Below are 11,995 nucleotides of genomic sequence, written 5' to 3'. Positions count from 1 at the left end.
TAGAGCCAAAAAAGGTTGATCCTCCAAGTGGGGATCAACCTTTTTTGTGACGTCCTAAATCAATCTTAGAACCAAGATGCTCCAACAATGATTAACAAAATGAACAGCACTACAATTAAAGAGAAACCTCCTGAATAACCTTTACCGTAACTCACCTGATTCACCTCCTAAACATTAACTACGATATACTATGTGTTCGTTTCCTCGTTTGTTTAGGCACATAACAATTTGATTGGTGTAACTTAAAGAAAATTATGATATATTTATGATTGTACGATTACATACTTTTAGGGGGAAGATTGATGAAAAAAGTTGTACTAGCCTTGCTGACTACATCTTTATTAGTTTTAGCTGCATGTAATGGAGACAGCGATGACACAGTCATGGAGTCCGAAGTTGGTGATATTACTAAAGATGAGTTTTATGAAGAATTAAAAGAGCGACACGGGGAAGCTGTGTTACGTGAAATGACTACTCGCATGATCTTGGAGTCACAATATGATATTTCAGAAGAAGAGCTTGATCAAGAAATTGAAGATTTCAAGGAAGAAATCGGACCACAGTTTGAACAATTTTTAGCTCAACAAGGATTTCAAAATGAAGCTGAATTTAGAGAAGCACTATATATGAGTCGTTTAGAATTTGAAGCAGCAACAGAAGATTTAGATGTTACAGAAGAAGACGTTGAATTACGTTACGAAAATATGCAAAAAGAAGTTCAAGCTCGCCATATTTTAGTTGATGATGAAGAGACAGCACAAGAAATACTTGAGCTATATGAAAGTGGTGAAGATTTCGCTGAATTAGCTGAAGAGCATTCCACTGATGGTACCGCTCAATTAGGCGGCGATTTAGGCTATTTCACTGGTGGCGATATGGTTATGCCATTTGAACGTGTCGCATTTTCACTTAATGAAGGTGAAGTTAGCGAACCAGTCGAAACGCAATACGGGTGGCATGTCATTCTAGTTGAAAACACCCGTGATGCTGAAGTTGAATTAGATTCACTTGAAGAAATGGAAGACCAAATTCGTCAAGACTTACTAACGGCACAAGTGGACCCTAGTGAACTACAGCTTATTATTGAACAAGTCATTAACGATGCTGATGTAACAATTCATGATGAAGATTTAAATCATTTATTCAGCTCTGAAGAATCATAAAAGCTATATAATAGTACAACTCAGTCATACCGAGTTGTACTATTTTTTACATATTTGTATTAGTGGTTTTTAATGGAACAAACAGAAAAAACAGAAAAACAAAGCGAAGTGATCAAATGGGTTTATGGTATTACCGTTACGATCCTTCTATTAACTGCTATCTCTTTTTTAGGTGATAACCAACACTCTACTAATATTTACGGTCACATTTTACTTATAGGTATCATGCTTGTTCAAAGTTTATATAAATTTCACCAAATATATAAAGAGGATAATAAATCGGGCCTCTTCTCTGAAACTATATTATCTTTAATTGTTCTCGTTCTTTTAAGTTGGATGCTAAGTAATCATATTTTCTAGCGGCTCAAAGTTATAAACAATCCCCCGAAAGTTAGAGTATCAATCTAACTTCGGGGTTCTTTTAAATTGTCGGCTTGTAAAATTGACGGTTTTCTAGTGGGAAAATACGATCAGTAAATTCACCTGGTTCAACTGACTCTAAAGCACGATTCATCATATTCATTTTAGCATCTATCATATCAATTAAATGAAGCAACTCGGCTTCCCGAACGATTGGCGCTTTCGGACTCCCCCATTCACCTTTTCCGTGGTGACTTAATACAAGGTGTTGAAGTAACATCACTTCTTCTCCTTCAATTCCTAACTCTTCTGCAGTCACTTTAATTTCATCTACCATCATCGAAATATGCCCTAACATCTTACCTTCTAATGTATATGTGGGAGATGCTGGACTTGAAAGCTCTTTAACTTTACCAATATCGTGTAAAATAATACCTGCGTATAATAAGTCTGTATTAATTTCTGGATAAAGATCTTTCATTTGTCGTGCAATCTTTAACATACTTACAATGTGATGAATTAACCCTGACGCATATTCATGGTGGTTTTTCGTCGCAGCAGGATAAGTTAATAAGTCGTCATTGTGCTTCTTCAAAATAGCTCTAACAATTCTTTGGATATTCGGATTTTCTAACGCAAAAATCATTTGCGTTAAATAATCTTGCATTTCTTCTAACTCGACTGGTGCTTTTTCAATAAAATCGTCGACACGAACACCGTCCATCTCATTAGACAGTCTAATTTGTCTAATGTTTAGTTGGTTTTTACCACGAAACTGACGAATTTCTCCGTGCACTTGAACGATCGCTTCTGGCATAAACGTTTCTTCATCTTCTTTCGTCGAATCCCATAGCTTTGCCTCAATTTCACCAGTACGATCGCGGAAAATAATCGTCAAAAATGGCTTACCAGAACTTGTTACACCTTTATCTACAGATTTAATAAGTAAAAATCCTTCAAATTGTTCCCCTACTTGGCGATGAGCAATTCCTTGTGTCATCGTCATTAAACTCTCCCCTTTTGTTTAAAATTATAAATTCGAAGCTTGTCTTTCTAACAGTGCTACTTCATTAACATGAGTTTTAATTTGGTATGGTTCACAAGAAAAATAAATAAGTTGCTGGTTTTCACTTTGATTTAGCAAAATGTTCATCATCTGCTTTTTACGCTCTTCGTCAAAATGGACGAAAGCATCGTCTAACACAAAGGGAAATCCTTGTGCTTCATTTAATGATTCATTTAAAGCTAAACGCAGTGCAATATACAATTGGTCTGCTGTACCATCTGATAATTGCTTCACATCAAGCCACTTTCCATTTTGATGTTGTACGATTAACGTTTCATCTTGAGAGAACCGAACATCAATATAAGTAGCTCGTGTCACTTCATTAAATATTTTCGTTGTGAAGTTTAATATTTTAGGTAAATATTCATATTGATAACGAGCTTTCGTGTCTTGCAATAATCCTTTAGCCGTTTGGAACACAGCCCACTTTTTAGCAAGCTCAATGACTTCCCCTTCAACCATCGACTTTTCATGGATTAGATCAGACAACTTCCCATCCTCTTCTAACTGACGAATATTAGCTGTACAGTCGGCCAACTGTTGCCTTAAACTCTCGATCTTATTTTGAATTTCATCATTGTTATGTCTATCTTGACTTAACTGCTCTTCAATTTCAATCCAATTATAAGATTGTTTTATAATGGAATCTGCTTCATCTTGAAATATATTGTAAACAGATTGGGTTGCTTCTTGCTTTTGTCCATCTTTCAATTGATAAGTTTCAAAATCTTGAACCGCCTGACCTAACGTTTCTTCATTTTCAAAGTTAGTTTCCGTTAACATATGGCGCATTTCATTTTCGTAAGGTTGGTAACTATCTCTAAGCTCGGAAAGTTGATTCTCCAGCTCCGTTGCCCAATTTTGTTGATAATTAATTTGTTCGTTCAAGTCTTGTTCATACTTCAAGTAATGACGGACTAGCTTTATATTTGATGAATGCCCATCTAGTTCTGCATGGTTTAAATAATATGATAAGAAACGTTTCAGTTGGTCATCTAGTTGATCAATTGATTGTTGTAATTCATCTATTTCGCCTCTTATATCTCTTTGTTGCCTGATTAAGTTTTGAACTTTCGTTAGTACTTCAAACACTTCTTCCCATTGCTCTAATTCATATGATTCCAGTAACGGTAGTGCCTCAATTTCATTTAGACGCTTTGTTTCATCTTTTTCTAGTTGTTGTTCGATTTTTAAACGTTCAGATTCAATTTCACGAAGCTCCCCATTCAGATAATCAATCTTCATTTGAACTTCTTTTAGTTGATCTTGTAATTCGCTCTGTTCTTGAATCACATGCTCCAGATTTTGAATACGTTGATTTAGATGTTCTTCATCACTATTGTCTAATTCTTCTCGATGCTCATCAACATTTGTTGAAATCTTATGGCTTTGTCGATGCAATAGAACAACGATAAGAATTCCGATGGTCGCTATAACAGAAGTCCACAATAAACTCGGTTGAAACAAAACATCTGTTAATAATAAAGTCATGAGCATAGCAGTTACTATCCCAACACTCCATTTAGAGACATTTACGATTTGTCCAAATCTTTCCAGTTCCTTCGTTTGATTTAATTCTTGGTTTTTCAACCGCTGCTCGTAATATTGAGACGCTCTCTTTTCTTTTAATTGTTCTAATTGTTGCTGATGTGATGCTAATTCTTCAGATGGTTTCGCATGACGGTCTATTTTCGCCCTTTTCTCTTCTAATTCTTTTAATTCGTTTAACTTTAAACGTTTTCGTCTTTCAAAGTCACTTAGCTTTTCGGCATTAAGAGAAACGTCTTGTGCGAGCCTTGCCCACGTTTGTTTTGTGTAGTCCGTTAATTCTAAAGAATTCAACTCTTCTTCACTTAAGTTAATCCCTACAGATTGTAAATAATTGTTTAATTTATATTGTTGCTCAGTGATTTTTGTTTGTAAGTCTTCTTTTTGCTCAAGCTTTTGTTCGAGTTGGACAGCCCAATGCTGAACTTCCTCTAAAGTAAAAGGAAAGTGCTCCTGTTTAGCTTGCTCCATTAATAGGTTTCGTTCATCTTTCACACTACTTAATTTATTGATTAAAACTTTAGCACGTTCATCGTATTCTTGCCTTTTGGCTTTTACTTGTTCATAACGCTCAATCAAACCTTCAGTTAAATTAGAATGAGTTAATAGCTCCTCCATTTCACGATCAAGCTTCTGCACTTGTTCAATAGATGATTTAGCTTGTAATAACTTTTGGGCTTCACCAATTTGGGTATCAAGACGATTCTTTTCTCCTTTAAGGTTTTCAATATCTTGTTCTAACTGTTTTGCCTCTTGATAAAGTGTTTGGTGCTGCTGCTCACGGGCATGAACTTTTTCGATTTCTTCATTAAGTGACTTTAATTGAAGTAATTTTTCATTCACAGGTGGTTTTCTTCCTTGTTTCTTAAACAGTTTGTCACTGTCTTTCGTTAAATCTTGTTCAAGTTTTACAACGTAATCAGAACCCGTTAAGCCTAAGTTAAATAGAACTTTCCCAATATCCTCAGTTTGTTTATGACGAATGGCGTGTAAGTCTCGGTCTTTAAAAGAAAAAATTGATTCAAATAAATATTGATCCACTTGTTTTAATAGGCGGTTTGTCTTTTCTTCATCTAACTTTTCACCAAGATGATAGGCTACTCTTTTACCACGATGAATGTGGGCAAACCGCTCAATTGTATAATCGTTCCCTTCATCATGAACAATAACCCGACCACCTAATTGACCGTCTATTAATGACGTGTACTGCTTTCTTTCTGCAGGGGTTAAGCCGAATAGCACATACGTTATGAACATCCTGATCGATGATTTACCAGACTCATTTGGGCCATATAAGTAATTAAACCCATTAGTTAGCTCAATCACTTCATCTTTCCACTTACCAAACGAGACGATTTCTAATCGCTTTAAATACACATTAATCCCTTCCATCTTTCAATAGCTTTTCTATAATAAGTTGTTCTGCTTCTGCTTCAATTTGTTCTAAATCGTGTTTCGTTAAAGTTCCAATTTGTTGCTTGAAATGACGATTATTTAGGAGATCATCTAAATACTGTTTACTGTCATCCTTATCATCAATCATTTTAATGACTTCACCAACAAATTGGTTCGATTGCTTTAATTGTTTGCGATCGTATTGCACGACTTGGTCAAGTTTCAATGATTGAATCCATACCCAATCCTCTTCTTCATTTTCACCCTCATTGAGTAAATGGAGCAACTCTTCCTCATACTGTCGTAACTGATCTTGTACGAAGACTTCTATTCTAAGCCATACTTTTCCTGACTCATGACGCAAGCGATCCTTGTATGCTTTTAACTGTTCTACTAAATCATCAAAGGCATGACAATTCATATAAGTTAACTCTTCTTCAACAAACAAAATGTCATGTAATTGATGAAACTGGATTTGTGTTTGATTTTGACTTAAATCAACGATATAACAACCTTTTTCACCTGTCTCCTTTATATGTCGCCCTTGAATATTACCAGGATATACGATGTAAGGTTGATAAGATAAAATTTCACGTTTATGAATATGTCCAAGCGCCCAATAATCAAAAGATGTAGCCTTTAACTGTTCTAATAAAAACGGTGCATATTGATCATGCTCATTGTTCGTTTTTGAACTACCGTGTAATGTTGCAATTTGAAAACGGCCTTTACTAACTGGAGAATACTCATGAACTTTTGATTCAGTAACTGCTCTACTTTCATAACTAAATCCATGGATATCTGCTAATACTTGTCCATCCTTCTTAAATGGAAATGACGTGACAGCTTGTTGTGTAAAAACATATGTATTACTCGGAAAGGTTAAATCCACCTTATTCAACATTTGATAATCGTGGTTACCAAACTGATAAAAGCTTTTATGTTATGTTGTTCTAATTTTTTTAAGCCATCTTTTAATGCGACTAATGACTTTAATGACGCTGAGTCTTGATCAAACAAATCTCCGACTAATAAGACGAAATCAACTTGTTGTTCGATCGCTAAGTCAATGAGTCGTTTAAAAGCTTTAAACGTACTTGCTTTAACATCTGTTAATATATTTCCTGGTAAATGTCGCATACCCTTGTACGGACTATCGAGGTGTAAATCGGCGCTATGTAAAAATCGAACAGATTGATGCATCATTGTTCCTCCAATAGTTATATTGTGATACTATTTTATCAAATTTTAAATACGAATGCACGTTCGGTGTACATATGAAAAATTATGACGTCAGACTATTTACAAAAGTCAACAAAATCCATATAGTTAAGATAAGAAGATACATAGGGAGGAACTGACATGAAGACGTACTACTTAACGGTATATTCCAAAAAAGGTGAAAACTTATTAGATGAAACCTTTGAAGCTAAAGATGATCAGGAAGCTAAAGATGTTGGTACAAAGAAATTAGAAGAGCAAGATTATCAAGAACTGACACACCGTTGTGTATCACCAGATGGACGTCTTGTATTATTCCGTCGCTAATAAATAAAGGCTATCGAACTTTTTAGCTCGATAGCCTTTTTATATTTACTGTTGTTCTTCACCGTATAAATCTTCAAGTGGTTTCGTAATAATTTTACTAATATCACCAATTACAGTATTTAAACGTTGCTCTTCTTCCATTAGCTTTGAAATATCTTCGTTTTGTTGAACAAGCTCAACGACTTGCTTCGCTTTATTCACTTCTTCTTCAGAGATTTCCTCGCCTTGCATTTGCTTTTGCTGTAGGTTTAATTGAGTGTCACGGAAGTTATCGAACATTTGCTTAGTTGAAGGATCATTCATAACCTTTTCGTAAGCATTTTTTAAACCTTGGAATTCTTCACTTTCACGAAGACCTTTTTCTAAATCGTAAGCTAAATCATATAAGTTTGACACAATATACCTCCTAAATTGACTAACACATATTCGACTACTACTGTATCAGAGAATGCCCAAGCTGTATAGTATAATCTTTTTTAACTAATAAACAAGACAATGATTCCTTGAACAAATCCGATTGTACCACCTAGAACAGCACCTAAATAAGTGATCATATTAAATTCACGCTTCGTTATTTCTAACACCATTTTTTCTAAGCGTGCAACGTCAAACTGATTTACTTCTTTCTGCACCATTCCTGCAATATTAAATGTTTCCATGATGTCTGGAACTTTACCAGCTAATTGGTCAAATAACATTTCCACAGCATTTGGGATCACACGTGATGTGATCCCATGCTCGAATTGATTATACCACGTTGATATAGGTTCATTTAAATACTGCTCTACATTCAAATGATTTAATAAGTAGTCGGAAACCTTTTCTTCTAAAGTGTCGTCAAAAAAACGATCCCTTATAACCGAAAGTTCTGTATGCTGCCACTTCAACCATTCAGCTCGTATTAATGTCTCAACCGTTTCTTCAGTATCATGAGAACGAATAAACTGATTAATCGCTGGTGTGATTTTTTCAACTAAACCTTCTTCTCCTAAGTAAGACGACACCATACTACCTAAAAACCCTTGTGTAGAGAGAAAAGAAGAGGCTGATTCAGACAATTTATTTTGCCCTTCTCGGCTATTAATGTAATCATCGACTTGTTGCAAAATGTACTTTGCAGCTAGTGGCAGCTGCTGATCAATCGCATCTTTTAAGTCATCAGGTAAAACATCATTTAATGTCCGAGACTGATTTTCATCATATAGATTCGTTAATTCATCATGAACTTTTTGTTTAACCGTATTTTCAATTGATTCAACTGAAAGACCCTCATGAAATTGTTGAAGCAAGCTAATTGTTTTTTGGTCATGTTTTAAATATTCATTCAAACGATCATGAATCATCGTTGTTGTCTGAGCTTGAAGGCTGCTCTCTTTTAACTTATCGCTAATTGCATCAGCCGTTACTAAGTGATTAGTTACGAGTTTACCTAATTGTTCAGCAAGCTCCTCTTGTCGTTTCGGAATTAAGCCTGGAGTAAATGGAACTTTCCATTTCCCTATGTATAAAGCTTTGTATGGTTTAAATAACATTTTTATTGCTAAAAAGTTTGTCATTCCACCAATGATTGCACCAATTGCAATCATCATTAACATTATTAGCACTACACTCATATCATCGACCTCTTCTTCCACTTATTTAACCAGTTCTAAAATAGCATACTCTGTTCAAATTATCGACAAATTATTACTTATAGTCAACAGTTTCCACACATGTTCATCAAGTAAAAACAAATAATAAAAATGTGAGAAACCTGAAGAAGGCTTCTTACAAAAGGAGGTTCCTGCAGTGGCTAAACCATCTAAAGATCAAGGTGATGTTAGAAGCGAATACGATCTAGACGTCGATCGTATGATGAACGAAGGTTTAGCAGGTGGTTATGTATCACCGAGATATGACAAGGTGCAAATTGAAGAGGCACATGAAATAAGAAGAAACGGTGAACCATTTGCAGAAGCAGAAACAACTGAAACAAAATAAGCGCTAAAAAATGGAGGTTTGGCATAAGCCGGACCTCTGTTTTTATTATTGCCAGACGAACACGGCTTACTGTCGGACAAGTAGTCGGAAGTGTCGGACGAACACAGCTTACTGTCGGACAAAAGAACAAACCTAATTAGAAACTACTATAAATTAAATAAAGAGGGCCTCAATTAAGGCCCTCTTTTGACTTTAATGATTAATTTTGAGTTTCATAAGCTGATCAGCTTACTGACCGCCCATCTGTTGCTCTGCCATTTGTACTAAACGCTTTGTAATTTCACCACCAACTGAACCGTTAGAGCGTGAAGTTGAATCAGGACCAAGCTGTACACCAAATTCTTGTGCGATTTCAGTCTTCATTTGGTCTAAAGCTTGTGCCACACCAGGAACTACTAATTGGTTTGAATTGTTGTTTTGAGCCATTTTGTTCACCTCCTGTGTAATCATTATTGTTAACAGGAGGCAATAGAATATGAACTAATTCTCTAGGTAAATAATGTTATTTAGCGTTTGGTTTTGTCATTTCTTTCGGCACCACTAAACGATCAAAGTCTTCTCCAGATAGAATGCCAGTATCTACTGCTGCTTCGCGTAATGTTTGGTTGTTTTCATGTGCATGCTTAGCAATTTTAGCAGCATTTTCGTAACCGATATGTGGGTTAAGTGCTGTTACAAGCATTAGTGAGTCATTCAGATACCTTTCAATCTCTTTCTCATCTGGCTCAAGGCCTACTAAGCAACGTTCGTCAAATGATACCATACTGTCGCCAAGTAACTGACAAGATTGTAAGAAGTTATAAGCAATCATCGGCTTAAAGACATTTAATTCGAAATTGCCTTGGCTTGCAGCAAAGCCAATTGCAGCGTCATTACCCATAACATGAGCTGCTACCATTGTTATCGCTTCACTTTGTGTTGGGTTAACTTTTCCTGGCATAATTGAGCTTCCTGGCTCATTAGCTGGAATTGTAATTTCACCAATACCACATCGAGGACCACTAGCCAACCAACGAACATCGTTAGCAATCTTCATAACATCAGCTGCTAATCCTTTAATAGCACCATGAGCATGTACTAGTTCGTCATGACTCGTTAATGCGTGAAACTTATTTTCAGCTGAAACAAATTGGCCATTCGTTTCATCGTTAATTTTCTGTGCTACTGCTTCGGCAAACTCAGGGTGTGCGTTAATACCCGTACCAACTGCTGTACCACCTAAAGCAATTTCTCGGACATACTTCAAAGAATCTTCAATCATTGATTCCGTTTTAACAAGCATACGGTGCCAACCGCTGATTTCTTGTCCAAGTGTAATAGGTGTCGCATCTTGTAAATGTGTACGACCAATTTTCACTAGATCATAGTACGCATCTGCTTTTTCTTTTAATGTGTTTTTCATTTGACTTAGTGAAGGAAGTAAATGGTCTTCAACCTTCTTAACAGCTGCAATATGTAATGCAGTTGGGTAAGTGTCATTGGAGCTTTGTGACATGTTAACGTCATCATTTGGATGTAGTCTTACTTCTTTGCCTTGCTCTTCTAGCCACTCATTACCAACATAAGCTAACACTTCATTCATATTCATGTTAGACTGCGTTCCACTACCTGTTTGCCAAACAACAAGTGGGAAGTGATCAAATAGCTCTCCAGCTAATACACGATCAGCAGCATGAGCAACTGCATCTGCTTTATCACTTTCTAATAAACCTAAAGATTCATTAGCACGTGCTGCACTTTTCTTTAAGATTGCAAACCCTTCAATAATCTCTTTCGGCATTGTTTCGTTACCGATTGGGAAATTTAAAACACTTCGTTGCGTTTGGGCACCCCAGTACTTGTCTGCAGGTACTTTCATTTCACCTAACGTATCTCGTTCAATACGATAATCCATTTAAAATCCTCCTCCATATAAAAAGACAACTTTTTAAACCACTTATTATTATAATAATAAATTTGAAGAATTTAAACGAATAGCCACTAAAAAAAGGCCTAAAACATGATAGGCCCTTTAAAATTATTCAACTAATCCAAAATACTCTTCCATTGTTAATCCAGATTCGTAAAGACTTGTTGCTAATTCTTCACCAACATATCTTAAATGCCACGGTTCATAATTGTAACCGGTAATATCACTTTTTCCTTCAAGGTAACGTACGATGAATCCATAATGGTGACTGTTATTCGCAACCCACTCACCCTCAGGCGTATCACTAAAACCTTCACCTAGTCGCAAGCTAATCGATTCGGCCGAAACATCCATCGCTAAACCTGTTTGATGTTCACTATGTCCAGGTTGAGCCGAATATTGTTCGGCATATTCTTGACCATTTCTTTCAACACTAGATGCAAATACAACTTCTTGCGTTTGTTCAGAACGGTATCCAGAAATCGCATATAAATCATGACCATCAGCACTGGCCGCCTCAAACAATTCCTCTAAAGCATGAGCAGCTTCTTCACGCATATACATTCTTTCTTCAGCTACAACGTGAAAATCAACATCAGGCACCATTAAATCAGGTGGTTCATAACCTTCAGGTAAACGGCGTTCTTTATTTACAATAACATCGATTGCATTTTCGTCCGGAACGATAACAGCTTCGCCATCTTCAGTAGGTTCCCCTTCATGTCTAGAAGTATCGAGAACATTAATATTCTCTTTATTTTCAAGCCCTACTTCAATCGAATTATAATCTTGGCCTATTAAGTTATCTAAATCTACTGCGTTGTTTTGACATGCACTAATCAATAATAAAAGGCATACAATAAACGTGGTGTATAATAATCTTGAAGACATCTAATTCCCCATTCTAAAATTTTTCTTGTCCCCATTATAATACAATTTGGCGGTTTGTAATATAACAAAAAAAAATCGAGTAGGAGGAGGTGATTAACCTCCGACCTCTCACACCACCGTACGTACGGTTCCGTA

General features: G+C 36.0%; 14 protein-coding genes. 4 read left to right on the top strand and 10 right to left on the bottom strand.

The annotated features are described in order from the left end of the window. Positions 1–65 precede the first annotated feature (65 nt). The gene (locus A194_RS18140; RefSeq protein ID WP_017186741.1) at positions 66–155 is read right to left on the bottom strand and encodes a YjcZ family sporulation protein; all 90 of its coding nucleotides are present in this window, start codon (positions 153–155) and stop codon (positions 66–68) included. 147 nt (positions 156–302) lie between these two features. On the opposite strand from A194_RS18140, the gene A194_RS0110160 reads away from it, so the two are divergent. Further along, on the top strand, positions 303–1,163 hold the full coding sequence (locus A194_RS0110160) for a peptidylprolyl isomerase (RefSeq protein ID WP_017186740.1): 861 nt from the start codon (positions 303–305) through the stop codon (positions 1,161–1,163). 72 nt (positions 1,164–1,235) lie between these two features. Next, complete coding sequence (locus A194_RS0110155) at positions 1,236–1,523, top strand: hypothetical protein (protein WP_017186739.1); 288 nt, start codon at positions 1,236–1,238, stop codon at positions 1,521–1,523. A gap of 61 nt (positions 1,524–1,584) precedes the next feature. On the opposite strand, the gene yhaM is transcribed toward A194_RS0110155, so the two are convergent. From yhaM to A194_RS0110135, 4 genes are read right to left on the bottom strand one after another with little or no spacing between them, the layout of a single operon-like run. Beyond that, positions 1,585–2,523, bottom strand: coding sequence for a 3'-5' exoribonuclease YhaM (yhaM, locus tag A194_RS0110150; protein WP_029425164.1), 939 nt, complete (start codon positions 2,521–2,523; stop codon positions 1,585–1,587). Between the two features lie 30 nt (positions 2,524–2,553). After that, positions 2,554–5,514, bottom strand: a complete 2,961-nt coding sequence (locus A194_RS0110145) for an ATP-binding protein (protein WP_017186737.1) — start codon at positions 5,512–5,514, stop codon at positions 2,554–2,556. A 1-nt stretch (position 5,515) separates the two neighbouring features. Beyond that, positions 5,516–6,424: a metallophosphoesterase family protein gene (locus A194_RS0110140; RefSeq protein ID WP_029425162.1), complete on the bottom strand. Its 909-nt coding sequence runs from the start codon at positions 6,422–6,424 to the stop codon at positions 5,516–5,518. A gap of 5 nt (positions 6,425–6,429) precedes the next feature. Beyond that, on the bottom strand, positions 6,430–6,735 hold the full coding sequence (locus A194_RS0110135; protein WP_029425160.1) for a metallophosphoesterase: 306 nt from the start codon (positions 6,733–6,735) through the stop codon (positions 6,430–6,432). A 159-nt stretch (positions 6,736–6,894) separates the two neighbouring features. Here A194_RS0110135 and A194_RS0110130 point away from each other — a divergent pair, with 159 nt between their 5' ends. After that, positions 6,895–7,080: a YhzD family protein gene (locus tag A194_RS0110130; protein WP_017186736.1), complete on the top strand. Its 186-nt coding sequence runs from the start codon at positions 6,895–6,897 to the stop codon at positions 7,078–7,080. Between the two features lie 45 nt (positions 7,081–7,125). Here the strand turns inward: A194_RS0110130 and A194_RS0110125 are convergent, their stop codons facing one another. After that, positions 7,126–7,476, bottom strand: coding sequence for a YlbF/YmcA family competence regulator (locus tag A194_RS0110125; RefSeq protein WP_017186735.1), 351 nt, complete (start codon positions 7,474–7,476; stop codon positions 7,126–7,128). Between the two features lie 80 nt (positions 7,477–7,556). Continuing rightward, positions 7,557–8,693 carry a DUF445 domain-containing protein gene (locus tag A194_RS0110120; RefSeq protein ID WP_017186734.1) on the bottom strand — a complete coding sequence of 379 codons (1,137 nt, stop codon included), beginning with the start codon at positions 8,691–8,693 and terminating at the stop codon, positions 7,557–7,559. Positions 8,694–8,868: 175 nt separating this feature from the next. Here A194_RS0110120 and A194_RS0110115 point away from each other — a divergent pair, with 175 nt between their 5' ends. Beyond that, entirely contained in the window at positions 8,869–9,060 is a 192-nt protein-coding gene (locus tag A194_RS0110115; RefSeq protein ID WP_017186733.1) for a hypothetical protein, read from the top strand. Positions 9,061–9,288: 228 nt separating this feature from the next. Here the strand turns inward: A194_RS0110115 and A194_RS0110110 are convergent, their stop codons facing one another. The 3 genes from A194_RS0110110 to A194_RS0110100 form a co-directional block, all read right to left on the bottom strand. Then, entirely contained in the window at positions 9,289–9,486 is a 198-nt protein-coding gene (locus tag A194_RS0110110) for an alpha/beta-type small acid-soluble spore protein (protein WP_017186732.1), read from the bottom strand. Between the two features lie 76 nt (positions 9,487–9,562). Continuing rightward, positions 9,563–10,954 carry a class II fumarate hydratase gene (gene fumC, locus A194_RS0110105; RefSeq protein ID WP_017186731.1) on the bottom strand — a complete coding sequence of 464 codons (1,392 nt, stop codon included), beginning with the start codon at positions 10,952–10,954 and terminating at the stop codon, positions 9,563–9,565. Between the two features lie 123 nt (positions 10,955–11,077). Then, entirely contained in the window at positions 11,078–11,860 is a 783-nt protein-coding gene (locus A194_RS0110100; RefSeq protein ID WP_017186730.1) for a M15 family metallopeptidase, read from the bottom strand. Positions 11,861–11,995: the final 135 nt, after the last annotated feature.

It is taken from the genome of Alkalibacillus haloalkaliphilus C5 (genome assembly GCF_000269905.1).
In the GTDB taxonomy this organism is placed as follows: Bacteria; Bacillota; Bacilli; order Bacillales; family Alkalibacillaceae; genus Alkalibacillus; species Alkalibacillus haloalkaliphilus_A.
The sequence above is the reverse complement of the archived record's forward strand: the minus strand, read 5'-3'. Positions and strand labels throughout refer to the sequence as shown.